The organism is uncultured Parasphingorhabdus sp. (genome assembly GCF_963677535.2).
Lineage (GTDB): Bacteria > Pseudomonadota > Alphaproteobacteria > Sphingomonadales > Sphingomonadaceae > Parasphingorhabdus.
In genome coordinates, this window is record NZ_CAXXUT010000001.1 from 1065073 (window position 1) to 1087396 (window position 22324).

Consider the following 22324-nt stretch of genomic DNA (forward strand, 5'->3'; position numbering starts at 1 on the left):
TGTCCCAACCGCTGCGGAATAAACTTCTGAATATTGAGACGGCGACAATGCGGCTAGCGCGAGTGCGGCCCTTGATAACTCACCAAGTCGATTAGCTTTTTTCTCTGAGATAAATTACCCTCGGTCGTCACGCCATAGTGAGAAGTCTGCGTACCTTTAGCGTGACCCAAGATTGAACCAAGAATTGCATCGGATCCTCCCTGCCTCCTGATCTCATCCGAAAATGTATGCCGGAAACTATGCAATGCCAACCCTTTTTCTTTGATCCCAAGGCGCTCTAAGTAGCGACGCCAAAATTTCGACACCTGGGTGCTCATCATACCTCGGCTACACGGAAGGATTTCCGGAAATAACCGAGTTAAACCCTCTTGGTGCTTTAGCTTAGCGTAGTCTAATAGTCCCAATTTGATCAATGTAGAGTGAATTGGAACAACTCGCCGCGAGGAGTCTGTCTTAAGTGATTTAGTTCCATCACCATCGTGATTGTCTTCCACCAGATCAAAGACCCAAATGTCGTCAATTTTTTTGATATCTTTGACGAAAAGCTGAGCAATCTCCCCAGCGCGTGCGCCGCTGTAAGCTGCACAGAGCGGTATCCAGTAGCGCCAATCTCGGATCCCCTCATTCCCTCCGATATGCTCCTTGCCATCCCCTGCACACTTTTCGAAAAGCGGGCTCGCGAAAACAACTTGAAGCTTTTCCTGTGAATACGTTGGGAATTTTCCAGCACGCTTATTGATCTTAGGAGCGAGACCTACGGTAAGGTTCTCATCGCAATAACCCTCTTTCACGAGCCAGGCATAATAGGCACTGAGGCCCGACCATTCTTTCGCAACCGTTTTAGGACTGCGACCTACTCCGCCAGATACTCGCCACTTCTTTGCCGCCTCCTTAAGCGAAAGTTCCTTAAACTCGCGGCGAAGCTTCCAATTTGCAGGCACCTGCTGAAGAGCATTCCGAAACTCCCGAAACTCAGTCTTTGTAATTGAAGATACATCTCGCGATGAACCGACAAACTCAGCAAAAAGCGAAACAACCTTTCGCTCGGTCATTAACGTATCGGCTTTTTTCTGAACTGACTCTGCATACCGTTCGAAAAGATCGGTTATCTTCGATCCAGCCGCCGCCGACGGGGGCGCACTGAAGCCCAGCTCTTCCATTATCTGATCGCGGCTGGCCTGGGGTGCGCGCCCTTCTAACATACCAATCAAGTCACGACGGCCCACCTTCACTGCAGCAGTGACTAAACGAACCAATTCTTCCTGCAGTTTCAGCCCCTCGGCTGTATCTCCTTGAAAATCCCAACCCTGTTTCTTCGCAATTGCAATAGCTAGATTTGGCATCGCCAATTTATCTTGCTCTGATGGAAGAAACTCACTTTGTACCAACACCTGCTTACGCTTCGCCAGAATGTCCGTAACATCCGCTTGCTGAGCAAGCTGCTCTGTCAGCTTCTCCTTATTCACTTTCACAAAGACAGCGTGCACCATTTCTATAGCTGCATTAGCCAAATCTAAACAAGTAGGAACTTTTCCCTGTCGTTCAGTTGCTGAAATACGCAATTCATTCCATTCTGCATGTTGCTTAGCCCTCACTTGAATGAGCTGAAGCTTCGCAGATTTTAGGTCCGGCGTTCCCAAGGAGATCCATATTTCGCTAGGACTTTTTCCATTTCGCGCCGTCATGATCGACCGCACATCAGATGGAACCGCTTCTCGATAATACCAGTTTGCCGACCCATTTCGGCGAGCGAGATTTTTCAAACTATACTCTCTTTATCGTAACAGTTAAACGTAACAGCTGCGTAACATAATACGTTATTAAATCAATATCTTAATGGAATCAAATAGATAGAATTCTTCTGCTCGAGTATCCTCTCTTCCCGACCAATTATTTCGCGAACATGCCTCCAATTCTTCCGATTTGACCGTTCATGGCAGCGGCTCAGTGAGGCACAAAACCGGAAAAATGATCTGATAAATCGACGTTAACCTTATCTTGATTATAGCCATGTAGTGCCTTCAATCATGAGCACACGTGTCTTGATAGTCGATGATCGGCCCACCAATCTGCGGATCTATGCCCAGTTCGTGACGCTGATGGGGGAAAAATATTCCGCCGTCACATTTGCCGACCCTGTGGAAGCGCTGGAATGGCTGCGTGACAACAAGGCGGACCTGATGGTGGTCGACTACCGGATGCCGCAGATGAACGGTGCGGAATTCATCCGCCAAGTCAGGCTGATGCCCGGAGCCAGCGAAGTTCCCGCCATTGTCATCACTGCGCATCAGGATCGCGAATGCCGGCTGGCGGCGCTCGATGCGGGGGCCACCGATTTCCTGCAGAGCCCGGTCTCCCACGTGGAATTCTGTAGCCGCGCCTTGTCCCTGCTGACCAAAAGCAAGAAAAGTGTGACGCTGCGCAAGCGCGCATCGGAAATCGGACGCAAGCACGCCGCCTTTGGCACAGCATCGTCGACCGAAGGTCCTTCGGGCAAAAGCATGCTTGAGCAAATCATCGACACGATCCCGATCATGATCAATGCCACCGATCGTTCCGGCAAATGCCTGTTCACCAACGCCTACCAATCTGCGCTGTTCGACAAGGATCCGGACGAGATGGTGGGCACAGACTTTGCCAATAATTATGAACCTGCATTGGCTGCGAACACGCGCCGACGCGATGCGATGGTGTTGAAATCGGGCCTGGCTATTCCGCATTTCGAGGAAAAGATCACCAGCGACGGCGTCGACCTGATTTTTCATTGCAACAAATCCCCGCTGCTCAATCACAAAGGTGAAACGATTGGTGTGCTGACGACGGCGGTCGACATCACCGCCCGGAAATTTGCCGAGGAACACAGAACCCACCTGGCTTTGCATGACATGCTGACGGGACTGCCCAACCGCGTTCTGCTTGCCGAAAATGTCAAATCGACCATTGCCAATTGCAAGACAACCGACAGCCAGGCCGCTCTTCTGTTGCTCGATCTGGATCGCTTCAAGATCATCAACGACACCCGCGGCCATCACAGCGGTGACGCTCTGTTGCGCGAGGTGGCACAGCGCATTTCGAAGGTCATCGCTCCCGAGGATTTTGCCGCGCGCATTGGCGGAGACGAATTTGCGGTCATCCTGAACCGGTTTGAGAATATCGATTCGATCAATTCCCGCTGTTCCAAAATATTGAAGGCAATCAGCGAGCCCTATGCGATCAGCGGCGTCGGCCAGGTCATCAGCGCATCCATCGGTGTCAGCCTGATCCCCGGTGACGGCGACGAATATGAGGAAGTGCTCCGCATGGCCGATCTTGCCATGTATGATGCCAAAGCCAATGGCCGCAATTGCTACCGTTTCTTCTCGGAAGACATGAACGAGATTGCCCAGGCCGATGCCGCGCTCGAGAACGAGTTGCGCGATGCGTTTAAAAAGAACCAGTTCGCGCTGGAATATCAACCGATTGTTGATGCCAAAACGCTTGAATATGTAGGCCTTGAAGCGCTTATCCGATGGGACCATCCGCGCCGCGGCCGCCTGCTTCCGATCCAGTTCATCCGGGTTGCCGACGAAAGCGGATTGATGGATATACTCGGCCGTTGGGTCATGGGCGAGGTCTGCCGCGAGATCAAAGCCTACGCAGACCGCGGCATTGATTTGCCACGGGTTGCCATCAACGTCTCTCCGCGACAGTTCCAGAACCAGAATCTTTGCCAGGAACTGTTGGAGAATATCGCAGCCAACGACATTGATCCGTCGAAAATCACGATCGAGATCACCGAAGAGCTGCTGATTGACAATAATGAGCAGGTCAGGGCCACGCTGCAGCAGATTCGCAACAGTGGCGTCGGGATATCCATTGATGATTTCGGCACCGGCTATTCCTCTCTTCAATATCTCAGGGACCTGCCGGCCAATTGCCTGAAAATCGATCGCGCTTTCATTTCCCGGATCGAGCATAGTCCGGCGGATCGCGCCATCATCGGGACCATCGCGCATTTGGCGCATGCTCTGGATATGCGCGTTGTAGCCGAGGGCGTCGAAAATGACGCGCAGCTTGATTTGCTGCGTGTTTCGGGCTGTGACGAAATCCAAGGTTTCAAGATCGCACGTCCGCAACGGGCCGAGGATCTCGGACGTTTGTTCGACGGGCGGAAGGATGATCCGGCCAGTCGTGCGGTTGAAGGTTAATCCACTTGCTTTTCGCCACCAAAAGGGCGCCGGCACGGTCGCATAGGCACCACAGGCATCCGAAGGGCGCTCTGGATGGTCAGGCGCGTGACCGCGAACATGAGATGATCAAAAACCGGATCATCCTGGTCATATTGGGGTGGTCCGTCAGCGTCTGGCTTGGTGCAACCTCCGGACTGATCGTTGGCTTCAGCATTTATTTCACCCTGAGCCTCGCTCTTGCCGTGGCCTATCGGCTCCGCCCCGCCACATCCAATTTGCGGCGATTTCTGGGACTTTGCACCGATTTTGGCGTCGGCGCCTTCCTGTTTCAGGTCGGTGGAGAAAGCGTGGCGGCCGGCTATCCGCTGTTCCTCTGGGTCATTCTCGGCAACGGTTTCCGCTTTGGCATTCTCTGGCTTTTCCTGGCATCCGCGATGGCCACGATGGCATTCGGCTGGGCCATCTATTCTGTAGACTTCTGGCGCCAGAATTCCTCACTTTCGATCGGCCTGCTGATCGGCTTGCTGGTGATACCGGCCTATTGCTCGACATTGATCACCAAAATTTCCCATGCGAAAGAAGAAGCCGAAGCAGCCAACAAGGCCAAAAGCCTGTTTCTGGCAAGCATCAGCCACGAACTGCGCACACCACTGAACGCAATCATTGGCTACGGCACCCATTTGCTCGATATGAAACTGCCGGAAAAACAGCACCAGATGATCGCGACCAGTGTATCGGCAGGCCGTCACTTGCTCCACCTGATCAACCAGTTGCTGAATTTCGCACAATCGGATTCGCGGGAAGAATTGCCCGATCCGAAACCGTTTAGTCTCGTGGACATTCTCACCGAAGTGCGCGACATCATGCAAATTGCCGCCGATGAAAAGGATCTGGAACTCATTCTGCAGGCAGAGCCGGGCAGCAACCAGATGATTTCAGGCCAGCTGGACTTTGTGCGCAACATCTTGATCAATCTCACCAGCAATGCGGTAAAATTCACCAAGACTGGATCGATTACGCTGCGATGTGGATTTTCATCGGAGACCGGCCTGGACGAAATGTGGGTTTCCGTCAGCGACACCGGGCCGGGCATCGCCAAAGAGGATCAGCAGAAAATATTCGACGTTTTCCAGCAGGCGAATGACAAGATAGCAAACGAATTCGGCGGAACCGGTCTGGGCCTGGCGATCTGTCAGAAGCTTGCCAACCAGATGGGCGGCGACGTTTCTCTCGATAGCGATATAGGTACCGGCAGTACGTTTACCTTGTCATGCCCAGTGGATGTGCTGGAAGCGGTCAAGGAGAGCGACGATGACAATATCGTCAGAATCCTGTCTCTCACGCAGGAAGACTATGCGCCAAATATCTGCAACGAGGAAAATCAGTCTGTCAGCATCGACCATATCCAGTGCAACGCTCCCGAGGATATCCAGGATGTTATCAGTCAACTCCATCTTGAGCATTATGACATCGCCCTGCTGGATGAGGCCCTTGCCAACGATCAGGACGACCAGTCCCCGCTGTGGTCCGCCTTTCAGAACGCTCAGTTGCCACCTGTGTTGTTGACGGAAGGCAAGGAGAAAACGCTCAGGGACATCCAGTTGCGTGCGGCCTTCGCAACTCTGCTGCCGTCCGGCTCGGATTTCAGCACGATCCGCAGCGCTGCCCAGATAGGCTGCTCCCTCGTCGGCGCGGGCCCGCGCCAGCAGAACGAAGCGATAGACAGCGAACCTGCATCCGAAGTCAAACCGGTTCGCGTGCTGGTTGCGGATGACAATCGTACCAACCAGATGGTGCTGGAGACGATCCTGTCCAATGTAGGCCACGAGGTGACCGTGGTAGACGACGGAGAAGAAGCACTCGAACAGCTCGAACACGGGGCCTTCCAGATTGTCTTCCTCGATGTGAATATGCCGGTCATGGGTGGCATTGAATGCTGCCGCCTATGGCGTCAGATCGAAGGTCCGCGCAATCATATCCCGATCATCGGCCTGACGGCGGATTCGACCGAGGAAACCGAAAAAAAATGTCTCGATGCCGGCATGGACCTGAGGATTACCAAGCCGATCGAAGCGACCGAGGTTCTCGAAGTGATCGCCACACAAACGGGGCATCAGGTCAGCGAACAGCCAGCCGAGACATTTTCCGACCCGCTGGGCGTGGTCAGCAATTTCGACAGCAAGTTGCGACGGCCGGAGCCGCCTGCTGTCGACCCGACCCAGCTGGATTATCTGCTATCGATTGGCGACGAGGCGTTTGTGAACTCGATCATCGAGGCCTATCTGGAAGATACGGGGGAGATACTGGCCGCCTTCCGGAAATCTGTCGAAGATGGGTCCGTTGAGGATTTCCGCTTTCACGCCCATGCATTCAAAAGCGGTGCTTCCAATGTCGGTGCAAGCTATCTGGTCGAAACATGTTCGAAGCTGGAGGTGATCGGCGAACCGGATTTCATAGAAAGACGCCAGGAATATCTGACGAAAATCGAACAGCAGGTTTCCGATATTCGCGCTTATCTTGATAGCAGGCTGGCAAGCAGCAACAGCCATGTGCCAACCGAACAGGCCGCGCACATCTAGAGAATCCTCAAACGGCCCGCAGCGACCGCATTATCCGTCGATCCTGCGCCGAGGCCAGCCGCTCCATCTTGCGAACATCGGCCTCTTCGAGATAGAGTGCGGTTTCGGCCCATGTGTCGGTGATTTCGAGCAACTCCTCGAGGCTTACCGGATTGGCGATTTTGCGGGCCCGATAGACGGCTCGCTCGGCATGGAAGCGTTTGCGGTTTTCCTTGGTATATTCGACAATGGCGGCCTCGCCCATTCCGTCGTCCGCCAGAATATCCACCACGCCCATGTCATATAGCTGGGCGCCGGTGTATAATTTGCCTTCGAGAATGAACCGTTCGGTTTCCTTGCGGCTAAGTCGCTGACGCAGAAAGCTGTAGGCACCCATTCCGGGGAAAAGGTTGAAGAGAATCTCCGGCAACCCCAGTCGCGCGCTTTTTTCGGCCACCAATATGTCGAACGCAAGCGCATGTTCGAAACCGCCGCCCAGAGCGTCGCCCTGCACCAGCGCCATCGTGATGATCGGTGCCCCGAATGCGGTGCTGTTCTCATATTGCATGTGAACACAGGTCCGGGCATATTTTTTCAACGCCCCGAGGTCGCGACGCCGGATACAATCGGCAAAATGCTTCAGATCTCCGCCAAGATTGTAAATCCCCGGCGTGTGGGACGCTGCAACAAAATAGCGCAACGGATCTGCGGCATTGGCGCTGTTGGTCGCATAATTGGAGTGGATCCAGTCCTGCACCTGCTGGATCTCTTCGCCAAGTTCATAGGTGTAGCTGGGACGGGATGTCTGGTTCATATAGCACCAGAAGATTTCGTCGGAACGGTCAAATCGCAAGTCGATTTCGCGAAACTGTTTCGAGAAGATATCCTGTTCCGCAATCGGGGGTGTCTGGACCAGCAAATCATTTGCCTCGATCGTCAAATTACGATCCAACTCGTTGGCAGCGCGACTGCGAAAGTCCATATCATACTCCATATCCGGCAAGATGTTCGACGATACTCAGCCTAACAAACCTCCTCACCTTATATGTAAAATTTTATGACATGCCCCATTTCAATGCAAGTTAAACCGAGAAGATTGGGTAACATGGTTAGCAAAATCAAAATTTTGCTTATCTTTGAGTCATTTGAGCCTGAATTTTTGCCACCCAATTCGTTAATATCCTGCGGAACGAGGCGGATATCCAGCCTCTCCCGCTGTGCCGTTGTCCATGTTTTCACCTCTTGTGGTTCGGCAGGAACCGCGAATCTTCAACCCGCGTCGGACTCTGCACCAGCCGATTGATTGACCAGTCCGCGAAATGCGCGAACGGCCGACCGCTTGCCTTTGGTGACTTCGAATACATCCTCGGCGATCGGCATTTCGACGCCATATTTTCTCGCCAGCGCGATCACCGTCGGCGCGCTTTTAACCCCCTCGGCAACCATGTGCATATCAGCGATGATTTCATCAATATGCCGCCCCTTACCCAGTTCGACTCCGACATGGCGATTCCGGCTCAGCGGACTGGTACAGGTCGCGATCATGTCGCCCATGCCGGTGAGGCCGGCGAATGTTTCGGGCTTTCCGCCCATGGCCACGCCGAGCCGGGTGATTTCGGCGAGCCCTCTGGTGATCAAGGCCGAGCGGGTATTGTCGCCGGCCCCCAGGCCATCGCCCATGCCCACCGCGATCGCGATGATATTCTTGAGCACGCCCCCCAGTTCGCACCCCAGCAGGTCGGTATTGGTGTAAACACGAAACAGACCGGAGTGGAAAAGCTGCTGCAATTGCTTGACGATAATCTCGTCTTCCATCGAGATCACGCTCGCCGCCGCCTGTCCCGCCATGATTTCCCGGGCCAGATTCGGACCAGTCAGAACGCCGACCGGATGCCCGGGAAGCACTTCCTCTATTACCTCCGTCATCCGCATGCCGGTGGCCAGTTCGAGTCCCTTGGTAAGGCTGATGACCGGAACCCAGGGTCTCAGATATTGTTTCGCTTCTTCAAGAACGGCGCGAAAATTGCTGGAAGGGATGCCCATCACCAGCACATCCGCGCCGGAGACGGCCTCCCCTATCTCCGACGTCGCGGTCAAGGCGGGCGGTAATTTTATATCGGGCAGATATTTGCTGTTGCGATGATCATTGTTGATATCGCTGACCGTCTCGGAATCCCGCGCCCAGATCTTTATCGGCGCATTGCGCGACACCAGAGAAGCAACTGTCGTGCCCCATGATCCACCGCCGAGCAATCCTACCTTCAATTCCATATCGACCCTCCATCGGCGACTCCTCTAGCGGAAGCCCAATCTGTCCAAACTGCAGGGAATTTCAGTATTTTGCAAGAAACTCGAGATGATGCTTGGCGGTGCCCTTCGGATTTTCGATCATCGGAATATGACCAACTTCTTCGAACACCACCGATTCCGCATTGGGGATGCCATCTTTCAATACATCAACACAGCTGACATCAATCAGCTGGTCATGACGGCCCCAGATTATGAGGGTCGGGGCCTTTACCTGTCCGAGCTGATCGTTCAGCGGCTTGACCGTTCCGTCTTCCACCAGTGTCCAGAATATCTTGTCGAGCAATTCACGATGGACGGCAAAATCCTCGTAGAAAATCTTCCGGAACTGGCCCGGAACCTTTACCGGCTTGTGCGCGACAAAAGCCATCATCCGCTTCACATCGTCAGGGCTATGGATCTCCAACGGGTTTTTGCCCGACTGAGCTTCCTTCTGAAGCTTGCTTTCATTGGCCCCGACGACACCGGCATTGTTGAACAGCGTCATCGACAGCAAACGTTCGGGATAATCCAGCGCAAAGCGCAGAGAGACAAAACCGCCCATGCTGTTGCCGCCAATATGGCATTTTTCGATGCCCATGGCGTCCAGAAAATCGCGTACCCGCGCTGCCTGCGTCGCCATGTCATAATCACGGGAAATATCGCGAATATTTTCGCCAAATCCGGGCAGGTCCGGTGCAATCAAACGATATTTGCCGACAATTTGCGGCGCATATATCGCCCAATTATCCTTGTCGCCGCCAAAACCGTGGAGCAGTACCAATGGCTCGCCATCCGCCGCCCCGCCTTCAAGATAGGGCCAGATCATATCTCCCACTTTGACCGACTTCGCCGTCAACTTGCCCTTGCGTCGCAAACTGTTGCGCAAGAAGCCGTACAGAGTGCGCGGAAACAACACGTAGAGCGCGATCAGCGACACCATCAGAATGCCAAGGATGGTCAGGAAAATTTCGACGGTTCCCACGTTACGCTCCTCTTGTCGCCAGCTGTTGGTCCAGCCAGTCGGTCATGTCGTTCAAGACCAGATCTTTTTCAGGTTCATTGAAAATCTCGTGAAACAGTTCAGGATAGATTTTCAGCTGTTTTTCGCTCGAGGAAATATGCTGATCCAGAAATTCAGAACCTTCGACACCGGCGAGGCTGTCCTTGCCGCCATGAAGCAGGAGCATCGGCAATGAAATCTGCCCGGCATTCTCCTGTACCGATGTCATATTGCCCAGCATTTCAGCAGCCAGCCTCGCCCCCATCTTGCCGTTATAGACCAGCGGGTCGGCAAGATAGTCAGCCACCACCTTCGGATCGCGACTGACCCCGTTTGAATCGAGAGCAAGCACGCCAAGCTTCGGGAAGAAGCGGGACAGAAAACCACTGATCGCCTTGAGGACCCCGGACGGCGCTTCGGCCGCCTTTATCGCCGGACCGGAAAGCACGCAGGCGGCAATTTTGTCCTGCCCGGCAAGCAAATAGGACGCGCTGATCAGTCCGCCCATACTATGCCCGACGAGCATGACGGGCAAATCGGGAAAATCCTGCTTCGCCTGCGCAATCAGTTGATCCACACCATCGCGGAATACCGAAAAGTCCGGAACGAAGCCGGGCGTACCGTCCGATTTCCCGTGCCCCCAGTGATCCAGTGCAAACACTGCATAGCCTCTGGCCACGCAATGCTTGGCAAAATATTGATAGCGTCCGCTATGTTCTGCGTAGCCGTGCACCAGCACAATGATTGCTTTGGGATCATCGTCCGGCGACCATTCCTGCCAGTAGAGACTGGCTCCGGCGGCCTTGGAACCCGGCGCAAGCGTCAGAGTGCCGTCGCGATGGTTCAAGCGATTTTCCTTTTTACAACCAGTTCGTGATCATGCGCCAGTTCATTTTCATATTCGAACAATATCCTGTCCAGCGTCTGGCTGATCTTGGTCTGGGTCCGGACCATTTCAATTTTCGGCCAAGCCGTGCGCTCACCGAGCTGGATCAGTTCGGCAATATCCTCGACCGGCAAGTTGCTCAGAAGCTTGGACGGGCTCCAGAACATGGTCGGCCGGATAATATTGATGTCACCGGTATAGTCCTGATTGATCACCGACAGCGCCATATTCGCCATGCTGTTCAGTCTTGGAAAATAGGACAAGGGTTTCTGCATGATCTCCACGTTGGCGTTGAGCCAGGCCTTCATCGTAGCGGTCGAGGCATTGCGGATAGAGGAAAGCGGATTGCGGGTTTGGCTGACATCCGTCGCAAACGGCGTGACCAGCGGATTGGCCTGGCTGACGATATGATGATTGACGCCGTAAAGCCGCGCCAGTCTTTTGACCGGCAGATCGTGTGTAACCGAACCATCAACCCATTTGCGGTTGGGCAGATAGGGGACCCGCTCGCCACGGTGATCTTTCGCCGCCAGAGTCACCGGCGGGTAAACGCCCGGAACCGCACAGGAGGCCAGGACCGCCTCGCGAATGTACACATTGGGTGATGCAATGGCATTGAGCAGGCGCGAAGTCTGGTGTTTTTCCGCCGGCGCAATCGATACGTTCAGATGCCGGCCGGTCAGCTCATAGGCTTCCTGAAATGTAAGATCGGGAAGCATGTCCGACAGTCGCTGGCGTATCTCGTCGGCCCGCATCCGGCTGGGACCGCCCAGAAAACCATCGCTTTCTTCATGCTCCGGTCCGATGATCAGATTTTCCGGTTTGAAGAATGGCGGAATCTCCTTGTCCGTGTGGGTGCTGATCAATGCACCAACAACCGATCCGCCGCTGGAGCCGGACATGATATCAGGCAGCAGCCCCTCTTCCCAAAGCGCCTTGGCCACCCCGACGTGAAAATAGAGATAGGCGCCGGAGCCGCTCATCAGAAAGGCGGACCGTCCGTAGCAATGCTGGGCCCGGCGAAAGAAATCGAGTTTTTCCTCGAACGGGATATCGGTGACCTTGTCGCTCGCCAGATATTCGAGCGAATTGGCAATCGCGTCGACATAATCCTGGATCAGCTGTTTGGTGCCAAATTTGGCTTTCTGATGGAGCCGGGCGTGCCCCATGCCATCCATATTGCCGTGAATGCCCTCGTTCAAAGCATATAGTAGCCCAGCATTGTCCTGCTCTTTCCAGAGCTTGGAAAGACGCTTCAGTCGACGGCGGATGGAGGCATGATCGAAATGCTTGCTTTCATCAGACGCCTTCCAAATATCGACTCCGGTGGATTTGTCGTGCGCTTTCGCCGCTTTCGACCATTCGGAATAGCTGTTGGCCTGGGCCATCGCTTTTTCCATCTTCAAAGTCGTGTTCAGGATCATATTCTATTCACTCTTTCACCAAGATTACGCATGGTATCGCGCGTCGCCCGTCCATCGTGCGACGCAAAAACAATCCGCTCCCTAACTTGCTTTCGATCTGGCTCCGCCGGGCTGTTTCGAAACAACCGCCCGCGGCTTTTTCGCAACCCGCCGGTACATCACCGAACCATCCGCAGAAACAGGCTGCTTTTTCGGAGCCTCGCTCGCCTTTCTGGGTTGCTGGACAACCTTCCCCGGCTTCGCATCGCGCAGTTCATCGAACGCCTTTTGCAGGCATTCCCTGAAAAACTCAATATCAGGCATTATCTTTCGGTCCGAGATGATGCTGAACGAGATCGTCCCGTTATAGCTAGGCGTGGCAATGAACAGGCCCATTCCGTGAGCCAGAGGGGCCAGACCATATTGATGGGTCAGCTTGGCACCGTTCATATAGAGCTGTATTTGCGGCCCCGGAACGTTGGAAACCATGAGGTTGCTCATCTTCGGAGCGAAACGCTCATCGGTCAATATCCGCGAAACACCGGCCATCGTCACGCCGGGAATATGTTTCGACAGATCGGTCATGATCCGCGCGCTGAGCCCGGACTTCGCCGCTTTGGTTTCGCGAGTCGTATCCCGGATCGCTTCGAGCCGTTCGAGCGGGTCCTCGATATTCGACCAGATCTTGATCGTCATTGCCGATATATTGGTACCCGGATTGGATTCTTCACCGGACCGGCTGCGAGCATTAACCGGAGCGACGGCAACCAGCGGCTCGTCCGGAAGTTCTTTGTGCTTGGTCAGATAATGGCGCAGCGCCCCGCTGCAGATTGCCAGCACTACATCATTGATTGTTGCCTCTTGCACCTTGCGGCGCATTTGCTTCAGTTCCTCTAGATCAAAAGTAATCGCATCAAACATTTTGTGCGGCGTAACCGCTGCATTGAATCGCGTTTGGGGAACGCCGGATTCGGTCTTGTCGGCACCGCCCGTGAGACTTTTCTGTGCCGAGGAAAGCAGAGCCGGCGTGAATTTCATCAAAGCCTGAGTCAGCTTTACCGGCGAGGTGACGGTGCTGTTGATCGCCCGATTCAGGATTTCGGCGGTGGTTGGCAGGGCATTGGCACTGGCCTTGGTCTTGGGCAATGGAATGGCCGGCGTGCCATGCGGATCCTTGTCGGAGATCGCGGCAAAGAAATGCGCCCCGGAAACACCGTCAATGGTGGAATGGTGAATCCGGGTCAAAATGGCATAGCTGCCCTTGGCATAGCCCGGGATATTATCAAGCCCTTCCACGACATACATGTCCCATAGCGGCCGGTTCATATCCAGTGGTTTGCTGTGATGACGTGCGACATGGATGCAGAATTGCCGCCAGTCGCCCGGTTCCGGCAAACGGCTGTGTGAAATATGCGCCTCGAGGTCGAAATGCTCGTCTTCGACCCAGTAAGGATGATCGATATCCAGCGGCAGGCGGTATAATTTCCGTTTGAACATCGGCGAGACATCCATCCGCTTGCGCATATGTTCGATGATGTCCTTGAATCGCACCTTCCCCCCGGGAGCGGTCGAGGGATCATAGATATAGACCGCCATCACGTGCGTGAGATTGGTGGCGGACTGGATATAGAGAAACTGGGCATCCTGGGCGCTCAGTTGGTTTATATTGCTCTGCTCAGTCATCGATCAGGTCCTTTCGACAGCACGATCATTCAAATATCTTGTCGGCGAGAACAAGCAGCTCGAGCCGGGACTTTTCCATGCGCCGCGACAGCGCTCTGAATTTTCGCAACAAAGCCTTGCGTTCGGCTATCGTCTCGGGAGTGGTCTCCCCGGTCAGCCCAAGTCCCGCCGCCATTCTGAAGCCGTTCTCAAACAGGATTTTTCCGATCGAAGATTCGCTGGTGATGCGGCGGAGAAGATAGGCCTGCCGACCTTCTTTCAACGCCGTTTCCACACAGCTTTTCTTGTCGATGGCATCGCCGGGCTCCAGCCGCGACAAAATATCCAGAACGATGGTATAGGCCTCTACAAATGGCAGAAATACGGCGTGACCGATCAGCGGCTGAAAACGGTTGGTAAGACTGGTCAGCTTGACGCCTCCTTCTTCCAGTTTCGCTTCCCAGTCCGGGTCGGCACGCTGCAGTTCGGCTTTCAAATTCTCGCGATATTGCTGCTTCTCGGGGTAAAAGAATTCAAACTTGAACAGATCGCGAAGTCTGTCAGTTTCTTCCCAGAACACCTCGGCAGCGTTGCGATCGCTGACCTCGCGCGCTTTCAGGACCGACAATTCAATGATCGCCTTGTCGAGAAAATGATGAATGATCGTATTTCGATAATAGCTGGCAATCGGATGCTGGGCCGGCTCGATCGCGTAAACCAGCGTCGAGCCCTTGTCGTAGCGCACAAGCAGACCGTTGTTGACCAGCGTCTCGATAACGCGTTGCACCCCTTCCAGATTTTCATCGGTCAGGTCTTCGCTCATGCGAATATTCCGTTCCCGGGCCCAGCCGACCAGAAAATTGATCACCGCGCGCAGTTCTTCTTCCGTCATCGCGCGCGGCGCAGTGCCCAGCAGGCACAGGCACATCAACGAAGTCAGGGTGAGCGGCGTGGCCCGGTTGGCCTGCACCGCGACCTCAAACGCCATTTTCGACAGAGCCAGCCGGTCGTTGGGATCCGGCGCCTTGCTGACCACGACGGGTTCGCCAAAATCGACATAGACCTTGCCCATCGGTTCGCGCAGGCTACGGAGATAGCCGATGAACCAGCTTAGTGATTCCGGCTTCTTGATCCGGCCGGTCTGCTCGCTGGCATATTCCTCGACATCGCGGATCAGGTCGAAACTGGTGACCACCGGGATGATATGGACGTTTTCGATGTCGTTACTATGTGCGCTGTCCATGACATATTTCAGGAGACCATAACGCGGCGGCATCAGCTTGCCGAGCCGCGAGCGCGTGCCCTCGAAAGCCCAGGTCATCGGGAAGCGTTTTTCCAGCAGGTAGCTGACATAATAGCGAAGAACGAGCTTGTAGACCGGATTATTCTCGAAACTGCGGCGGATGAAAATGGTGCCGGCACGGCGCAGCATGAAGCCCAGGCCGAAAAAGTCCAGATTGATGCCGCCGAACAGATGAATGAGCGGCAAGTCATTCTGGTAGGCCAGGTCGGTGGCGGTCACACCGTCGATATAGGTCTTGTGGGTAAACAGCAGCAAAGTCGGATGTTCCCGCATGGTCTGGCGCAAGCGGGTCAGTTCCTTGCGGTTAAAGACCACCTCGTCGTCATAGCCCTGCGACAGCATGAACCGGTCGAGCTTGGCCTTCATGTCGATAAAGAGCGGGCTGGGCCGTGCGATCAGCTCCTTCATATATTTGGCGGCTTGCTCATGCAGTACCGCTTCGCTCTCGCCGCGCTCTCTCGCCAGCTGTGTCATCGCGGCGCGGAAGCGCGCATCACTGCGCAGGCCGTCTGCGACATGCCGCGGCACCTTGTAACGCCGGCCGCGCAATCCGCGCTCGGCAATATCCAGAACCAGGCCGGCCTGACGCACGACAAAGGCAGCGAATTCCCTATTGTCGGTCTGGTCATAGTCCTTGCTGAGTTCGGCAAAATTCTGGTTCAGCTCGCCGATGGTTGCGGGTTGTCCGATCAGGCATTGGGCCCGGCGCTTGTTACGCAAAAGGATGGATCGGGCGCGAAAAGCGCCGGGATTGCGCGGGTCTCCGAAAATGACATGGCGCATCTTGACGGCACGACTTTTCTCGAAATCGGGAATCCGCCATGCGATACGGACGGGAACGACGAGCGTATCCGGACTTTCTCTGAGCTTTTCCTCGAGACGGCCGAGGCGCATTTTGGCCCGTTCGTCGGATATCGGCAAACTGACCCAGTTGAGCGCCTCGTCTGGTCCGATGCCGGGCATCGTGGTCTTTATCCAGTTGAGCAGATAGCGCCGCTCGACGCCATTGCGCGCGTCAATGACAAATAGCTTGGGCCCTTGCGCCAGCAGCGGACCGGAATTTGCTATTTGCGCTGCTTCGTCCATCCCCACTCCTCGAATTGAGCCTATTCAGCCGCTTCCATTTTTGACGACTTTCGGGCTGCAGGCTTGTCCGACGGGGTAGATCGATTGGCGGGCCGCATGGCAACAGGCTTTTTTGTTACCGTCTTTTTGGTCCCGGCCTTGCGGCTGGCGGGTTTCTTTCGCGCCACCGTCTTTTTTTGAGGCGCCCGCTCCTCATTCACCAGTGCCTCCAGCGCATCCTCTTCTTCCGTCTGCCCGAGAGCTTCAAGGAACATGCCCCGCACCTCCGCAACATGCTCGTTCAACGTCCGGCTCGTCCATTTGCTGGTATCGACGGCCGGCAACACGTCGACGCGAACCTTGGCGGGACGCATTAGAAATTCATTCTTGGGGGCAACATCTCCCGCATTGTGGATGACAATCGGCACCATCGGTACACCCGCCTGGATCGCCATATGAAAAGCGCCTTTCTTGAATGGCCCCAGCTTCGGCGAAAGCGTGCGCGTGCCTTCCGGCGCGATTACGATGGACTTGCCATCAATTTTCACCGCGTCGATCAATGGTGCCATCGCCTTGATCGCGCTACCGGCATTGGCCCGGTCAATGAAAACCGTACCCGCCAGTTCCATCAACTTGCCGATCACTGGTGTGTCACGCACCTCTTTCTTGGCCACGCCGCCCATGTCCCGGCGAATAAGCTTGGCGAGGATCATGACATCCGCCTTGCTCTGATGGTTGAAGACAAAGATGCAGGGTCGCGAGGTCCAGAGATTCTCCTCGCCGGTCACTTCCAGCTCGCAGCCGGTCAAAGCGGTGGCAATATCGCCAAAGAGACCGGTTGAAAAATTCATCGCTTCCCGCTTCGATCCGGTCAGCGCCCAGATGGGCAGCGAAGCCACGACTGAACCGACCAGCGAACCTGTCGCATAGACCGTGCGAAGATAATCCACCGGCTTGCCCTGCCCCCGGCTTTCATATTTTTCCAGCGGCCAGCCATGTTCCCTAGCCGCTTCGCGCAATTTCGTGTTGGGGTTTAGCGGTCGCGGCTTGCCGACCCGCTCGAGCAGTTCGATATCGTCATAGCTGTCGGAATAGAAATAGCTCTGATCCAGATCCAGACCATATTCGGCGGCAAGCCCTTCCGCTGCAAGGACCTTGCCTTCGCCAAAGCACAAGGGGCGGATAATATTGCCGGTAAATTCGCCATTCTCGACTTCATATTGTGAACAAAGCACATGTTCGATGTCGAGGTCTCGCGCGGTAGGTTCGATCTGGTAGATGGTGGCAGAGGACACAATCGCGATCGTATGCCCCTTGGCGCGATGGGCTTCGATCAGCGCCCGGGCTTCGGGATAGACCTTGCGCGCGATATGTTTTTCATAAAGCTCTTCGCCAAATTCGAAATAGCTGTCCTCGGTCACACCCTTCATGAATTTCGCCGCGCCTGACATCAGGCCGGAGAAACCCATGTTGCCGGTGCTATACTGCGCCATGACGTTGATCGTTTCGACGACTTCCTCGGCGGTCATTTCCCGCCGTCTGATTTTTTCCCACAGCATCGCGGTGGCTGAATAGCCAGCGATTATGGTGCCGTCGAAATCGAAAAGCGCAGCGATATGAGGACCTTCCGGAGCGTCCAGCACATCTTGTAAATGGGATTGATATTCAGCCGTTTTAGTCTTGGTCATGCAGATGTCCTTCGCCGAAAGTCTATCGTGCCAAAAAACAACAGCATTTCCCAGCTAATATTGGTGAAAAATCCGATTCACCATACAATCGGTGGTCGAAGTCCCTTTATGGTTCAACTATGACCGAAGGATGAAGATCATCTGAGCCTGTAGCAGAAGCCAACCGCCCCTCTTCAGACGCCCGCTGGCCGATCAGGGAAAGTCAATTTTCGCGGCAATCGTCCGCTGAACCACGGTGATCACGCACATAAACGAATAGACCGCTGCAATCGCGGCAAAATAGTGCGGTAGCAAACACATCAGCACGAAGGCTGCAATGGTTTCGGTCCCCTCTGCGAGGCCGCTATTGTAGAAGAAGCTCTTCTTGCCATGCGCCTCGGTTTCGCGACCCGCTTTCGCGGCCATTACTGCATAAGCAAGAAAACTGATCCCGGTGAGGGTGAAGCTTGCGATCAGGACCATCGCTAAGGGGAGATTTGTCGGGTCAGCAAAGCCGAAGCCGAGCGGGACCGCGACGTAAAAGGCAAAATCAGCGACGATATCAATATAGCCGCCAAAATCGGACTGGCTTGTGGCGCGCGCAACGGCGCCGTCGAGACCGTCAAGGATACGGCTCAAAAGCACCAGCGCGAGCGCCAAAAGATAGTGCTGATAACCGATCGCGATACCGGCGGTGACACCCAGCAGCGCGCCGGCAAGCGTAACCTGGTTGGCAGTAACGCCCCCTCGTGCCAGATTCTTGCCTATTGCATTGAGCGGTGGATCTATCAGCGGTCTTATCTTGGAATCCAGCATCTCCGTTCCTTAGGAAAAGGTAATCAGGCCAATCACGGCACCAGTCATTGCGGTGGCGCAATTGCCGGCGATCCAGCTTTTCATGCCCAGCCCCGCGACCTCAACCCGGCGTGATGGCGCGAGCGTTCCGATCGTCGAAACGAGCAGGCCGACGCTGGCGAGATTCGCGAATCCGCACAAGGCGTAGACGACGATCAACTGGCTGCGCGGATCGAAGGTTCCTTCCGGCAGCGCGGAGAGATCGAGATAGGCGACATATTCGTTGAGGATCGTCTTGGTGCCCATCAGGGCCCCGGCGGCCGGCGCCTGATCCCAAGGCACGCCCAATGTCCACATCAGCGGTGCGAACAGCCAGCCGAAAGCGCGTCTGATCGTCACCGCCTGACCGTCGACATAGGGCAATATCGTCAATATCTGGTCGACCAGCGCGACTAGCGCAAACACCACAAGGATGATGCCGATTACTGCCAGAAACACCTGCACACCTTCCATCGTGCCGCGCACGATGGCATCGATACTGCCGTCATATTTGAGTCCCGGCTGCTCGTTACCAGTCTCGGTCTTGCCATTGCCCGGTACCATCAGGCGAGCCAGTAATATCGCCGCCGGCAGCGAGATCAGCGATGCGGAGATCATATGGCCAACCGCATTGGGCACGGTGGCGGACAAGGTCGAAGCATAGAGAACCAATATTGCGCCAGAGATGGTCGACATGGCCAGCACCATGATCATGAACAATTCTGCCCGGCTCATCTTCTCGAAATAGGCGCGCAAAACCAGCGGCGATTCCACCACGCCGAGGAAGATATTGGCGCCGCCGCTGAGGCCAACCACGCCGCTGACACCCATCGTCTTGCGCAGCGCCCAGGACAGGCCGCGGACGATCCACGCCAGCACGCCCCAGTGCCACAGTAAGGCGGACAGCGCCGAGAAGACGATGACGAGGGGCAATATCTGGAATGCGATGATCAGCGGCGGCTGTGCGCCTTCCTTCAAGACAAAGGGCAGTTCCGCCCCGCCGGCATAGCCGAACATATAGGATGATCCGACCAGCGTCGCTTTTTCAATCGCCATCACGCCCTGATTGGCGAGGCCGATAATATCCCAGACAAAGGGCACCCGGACGATCACCAGCGCGATGGCAAATTGCAGTAACAAAGCCCCGCCGATCCATTTCCAGCTCGGCCGGGCCTGCCGGTTTTCCGACAGCAGCCAGACGAACAGGAGGATCAGCGATAGGCCGATCAGGCCCTGGCCTTGCTGCAAGATACCGATCATCCGCGCATCCAGTCGTGATAGCGTTCGACCCAGCGCAGCAGGCCTTGCGGCGCATGCGCCCGTTTCCATTCGCCGGCGGCATATTTATTCGCCTCGGCCATGGTCGGATAGGTATGGATCGTGCCCAAAATCTTGTTGAGGCCGAGCTTATATTTCATCGCCAGCACATATTCGGCGAGCAATTCCCCGGCATGATCGCCGACAATAGTGACGCCCAGGATCTTGTCCTTGCCCGGTGGGGTCAATACTTTGACAAATCCCGTGGTGGCGCTGTCCGCAATCGCGCGGTCCAGCTCGTGCATCTGGTAGGTCGTGACTTCATAGGCGATGTTCTGCGCCTTGGCGTCCTGTTCGTTCAAGCCCACCCTCGCAATTTCGGGATCGATGAAGGTGGTCCACGGGATCACCCGATAGTCGGCCTTGAACTTGCGGAACTGGCCGAACAGGGCGTTGACCGAAGCAAACCACGCCTGATGCGATGCAACATGGGTGAACTGATAGGGGCCTGCCACATCACCGGCGGCAAATATATTGGGATAGAGGGTGGCCAGATAGTCGTCAGTCATCACCGTTCGGTCGGTTTCAATGCCCAGCTCTTCCAGTCCGAAGCCGCTCAACCGGGCACTGCGTCCGACCGCAACCACCAGCGCGTCGAAGGCGATGCTCTTCTCTTCTCCATTTGCGTTGAGGATCAGACGCTTCTCGCCGTCAACGAGTTCGCAGCGGACAGCATCATGGCCAGTCAGGACTTCGACGCCGGAGCCTTGCTGCGCGCTCAGCGCCAGTTCCGCGACTTCATCATCTTCGCGCGCCAGCAGGCGGTCCGAACGCTCAACCTGCACCACCTCGGCACCGAGCCGGGCAAAGGCCTGGCTCAATTCGCAGCCAATCGGGCCGCCGCCGAGTATGATCATGCGCTTGGGAATATCGTCCATCTGCGCGAATTCTTCCCACAGCGTATCGCTGGTCACATAGCCGACCTCATCGAGCCCCGGCAGATCGGGCACAAACGGCCGGCCGCCGGTCGCGACAACGATGGAGCGCGTGGTGAGCCGCTGGATATCGCCATCCTCGCGCTTGATCTCGACCGTCCACGGATCGACAATCGTCGCATAGCCCTTCACCACATCGACACCGAGATCGGTATAGCGCTCGACGCTGTCATGCGGTTCGATATCCGCGATAATGCCGTGAATGCGCTGCATCACCGCCTTGAAACTATAGGTCGGTTCGACCTTGTCCAGACCATAAACATCGCCGTGGCGCATCTGCTCGGCAACCTTGGCGCTCTTGATCAGCGCCTTGCTGGGCACACAGCCGTAGTTGAGGCAGTCGCCACCCATTTTCGATGCTTCGACCAGCGTCACCTTGGCTTTGACCGTGGCCGCAATATAAGAGGAGACCAGACCGGCCGCACCGGCACCAATCACCACCATATTGCGATCATATTTTTTCGGTCGGGTCCAGCGCGCATAGACTTTCCGGCGCTTGATCAGTCCGACGATCCACTTGCCGATCCACGGCGTTATGCCGAGCGCGGCGAAGGACAATAGCAGTCCCGGCGAGCCGATATCGCTGACCTCGTCGATATTGGCGAGCTGCGTCCCCGCGTTCACATAGACCACTGTGCCGAGCAACATGCCGATCTGGCTGACGATATAGAAGGTGCGCGCCTTGATCGCGGTGAGCCCCATCAGCAGGTTGATCAGGAAGAAGGGGAAAATCGGGACCAGACGGAGCGTCAGCAAATAGAATGGCCCGTCTTTCTCGACGCCGTCGTCGATAGCCTTCAGCCGGTCACCGAAACGCGCCTTGATCGTGTCACGAAACAGATAACGCGACGACAGGAAGGCGACGGTCGCGCCGATTGTCGAGGCGAAGGATACGATAATCGTGCCGGCTAGAACGCCGAACAAGGCGCCCGCCGCGAGCGTCAGAACGAGCGCGCCCGGCAGCGATGCCGCGGTCGCCGCCACATAGATCAGGAAGAAGATGCCGATAACGAGCAAGGGCGCCGCCCGATATTGCGCGTCAAAGGCGGCTTGCTGTTCCTTCAGATTGGCGAGCGTCAGCTGCGAGCCCAGATCGAAATAGAAGAAGCTGGCGATGGCGATGCCGAACAGAACAAGGATCAGTATTTTTTTCATGGAAAACTTTCTGCCCGGCGGGGCCGTCGTTGCATTGACTGGCTTTGAATGTTCCTTGCTATATGAAGCTTCTGACCGCTT

14 protein-coding genes are annotated in these 22324 nt (G+C 55.5%); 2 read left to right on the forward strand and 12 right to left on the reverse strand.

Annotated elements, in window-relative coordinates; translation table 11 throughout:
• Nucleotides 1-53: 53 nt before the first annotated feature.
• Entirely contained in the window at nucleotides 54-1763 is a 1710-nt protein-coding gene (locus ACHZCJ_RS05060) for a site-specific integrase (protein ID WP_321324437.1), read from the reverse strand.
• A gap of 264 nt (nucleotides 1764-2027) precedes the next feature.
• Between ACHZCJ_RS05060 and ACHZCJ_RS05065 the strand changes: the two genes are divergently transcribed.
• The gene (locus ACHZCJ_RS05065) at nucleotides 2028-4187 is read left to right on the forward strand and encodes an EAL domain-containing protein (protein ID WP_321324439.1); all 2160 of its coding nucleotides are present in this window, start codon (nucleotides 2028-2030) and stop codon (nucleotides 4185-4187) included.
• A 104-nt stretch (nucleotides 4188-4291) separates the two neighbouring features.
• Complete coding sequence (locus ACHZCJ_RS05070) at nucleotides 4292-6748, forward strand: ATP-binding protein (protein ID WP_321324441.1); 2457 nt, start codon at nucleotides 4292-4294, stop codon at nucleotides 6746-6748.
• Between the two features lie 7 nt (nucleotides 6749-6755).
• On the opposite strand, the gene ACHZCJ_RS05075 is transcribed toward ACHZCJ_RS05070, so the two are convergent.
• The 11 genes from ACHZCJ_RS05075 to ACHZCJ_RS05125 all read right to left on the reverse strand — a co-directional run bounded on the left by ACHZCJ_RS05075 (nucleotide 6756) and on the right by ACHZCJ_RS05125 (nucleotide 22243).
• Nucleotides 6756-7709: a crotonase/enoyl-CoA hydratase family protein gene (locus ACHZCJ_RS05075; RefSeq protein WP_321324444.1), complete on the reverse strand. Its 954-nt coding sequence runs from the start codon at nucleotides 7707-7709 to the stop codon at nucleotides 6756-6758.
• A gap of 287 nt (nucleotides 7710-7996) precedes the next feature.
• Nucleotides 7997-8998, reverse strand: coding sequence for an NAD(P)H-dependent glycerol-3-phosphate dehydrogenase (locus tag ACHZCJ_RS05080; RefSeq protein WP_159641300.1), 1002 nt, complete (start codon nucleotides 8996-8998; stop codon nucleotides 7997-7999).
• A 61-nt stretch (nucleotides 8999-9059) separates the two neighbouring features.
• A complete protein-coding gene (locus tag ACHZCJ_RS05085) occupies nucleotides 9060-9998 on the reverse strand; it encodes an alpha/beta fold hydrolase (protein ID WP_321324447.1) in 939 nt (312 codons plus the stop codon).
• Nucleotide 9999: 1 nt separating this feature from the next.
• Nucleotides 10000-10863 carry an alpha/beta hydrolase gene (locus ACHZCJ_RS05090; RefSeq protein ID WP_321324449.1) on the reverse strand — a complete coding sequence of 288 codons (864 nt, stop codon included), beginning with the start codon at nucleotides 10861-10863 and terminating at the stop codon, nucleotides 10000-10002.
• Nucleotides 10860-12326, reverse strand: coding sequence for a DUF3336 domain-containing protein (locus ACHZCJ_RS05095; RefSeq protein ID WP_321324450.1), 1467 nt, complete (start codon nucleotides 12324-12326; stop codon nucleotides 10860-10862). The genes ACHZCJ_RS05090 and ACHZCJ_RS05095 overlap by 4 nt, the downstream gene beginning before the upstream one ends.
• 81 nt (nucleotides 12327-12407) lie before the next feature.
• Nucleotides 12408-13988: a wax ester/triacylglycerol synthase family O-acyltransferase gene (locus ACHZCJ_RS05100; RefSeq protein ID WP_321324452.1), complete on the reverse strand. Its 1581-nt coding sequence runs from the start codon at nucleotides 13986-13988 to the stop codon at nucleotides 12408-12410.
• Nucleotides 13989-14013: 25 nt separating this feature from the next.
• Entirely contained in the window at nucleotides 14014-16356 is a 2343-nt protein-coding gene (locus ACHZCJ_RS05105; RefSeq protein WP_321324454.1) for a glycerol-3-phosphate 1-O-acyltransferase, read from the reverse strand.
• A gap of 20 nt (nucleotides 16357-16376) precedes the next feature.
• Entirely contained in the window at nucleotides 16377-18023 is a 1647-nt protein-coding gene (locus ACHZCJ_RS05110) for an HAD-IB family hydrolase (RefSeq protein WP_321324456.1), read from the reverse strand.
• A 192-nt stretch (nucleotides 18024-18215) separates the two neighbouring features.
• Nucleotides 18216-18818 carry a CDP-alcohol phosphatidyltransferase family protein gene (locus ACHZCJ_RS05115; protein ID WP_321324458.1) on the reverse strand — a complete coding sequence of 201 codons (603 nt, stop codon included), beginning with the start codon at nucleotides 18816-18818 and terminating at the stop codon, nucleotides 18216-18218.
• Between the two features lie 9 nt (nucleotides 18819-18827).
• Complete coding sequence (locus ACHZCJ_RS05120; protein ID WP_321324460.1) at nucleotides 18828-20096, reverse strand: nucleoside transporter C-terminal domain-containing protein; 1269 nt, start codon at nucleotides 20094-20096, stop codon at nucleotides 18828-18830.
• The gene (locus ACHZCJ_RS05125) at nucleotides 20093-22243 is read right to left on the reverse strand and encodes an FAD-dependent oxidoreductase (RefSeq protein WP_321324461.1); all 2151 of its coding nucleotides are present in this window, start codon (nucleotides 22241-22243) and stop codon (nucleotides 20093-20095) included. The genes ACHZCJ_RS05120 and ACHZCJ_RS05125 overlap by 4 nt, the downstream gene beginning before the upstream one ends.
• Nucleotides 22244-22324: the final 81 nt, after the last annotated feature.

Coding starts and splice junctions, on each gene's coding strand:
- ACHZCJ_RS05065 (WP_321324439.1), top strand. CDS start 2,028: ATGAGCACACGTGTCTTGATAGTCGATGATCGGCCCACCAATCTGCGG.
- ACHZCJ_RS05070 (WP_321324441.1), top strand. CDS start 4,292: ATGATCAAAAACCGGATCATCCTGGTCATATTGGGGTGGTCCGTCAGC.
- ACHZCJ_RS05075 (WP_321324444.1), bottom strand. CDS start 7,709: ATGGACTTTCGCAGTCGCGCTGCCAACGAGTTGGATCGTAATTTGACG.
- ACHZCJ_RS05080 (WP_159641300.1), bottom strand. CDS start 8,998: ATGGAATTGAAGGTAGGATTGCTCGGCGGTGGATCATGGGGCACGACA.
- ACHZCJ_RS05095 (WP_321324450.1), bottom strand. CDS start 12,326: ATGATCCTGAACACGACTTTGAAGATGGAAAAAGCGATGGCCCAGGCC.
- ACHZCJ_RS05100 (WP_321324452.1), bottom strand. CDS start 13,988: ATGACTGAGCAGAGCAATATAAACCAACTGAGCGCCCAGGATGCCCAG.
- ACHZCJ_RS05105 (WP_321324454.1), bottom strand. CDS start 16,356: ATGGACGAAGCAGCGCAAATAGCAAATTCCGGTCCGCTGCTGGCGCAA.
- ACHZCJ_RS05110 (WP_321324456.1), bottom strand. CDS start 18,023: ATGACCAAGACTAAAACGGCTGAATATCAATCCCATTTACAAGATGTG.
- ACHZCJ_RS05115 (WP_321324458.1), bottom strand. CDS start 18,818: ATGCTGGATTCCAAGATAAGACCGCTGATAGATCCACCGCTCAATGCA.
- ACHZCJ_RS05120 (WP_321324460.1), bottom strand. CDS start 20,096: ATGATCGGTATCTTGCAGCAAGGCCAGGGCCTGATCGGCCTATCGCTG.
- ACHZCJ_RS05125 (WP_321324461.1), bottom strand. CDS start 22,243: ATGAAAAAAATACTGATCCTTGTTCTGTTCGGCATCGCCATCGCCAGC.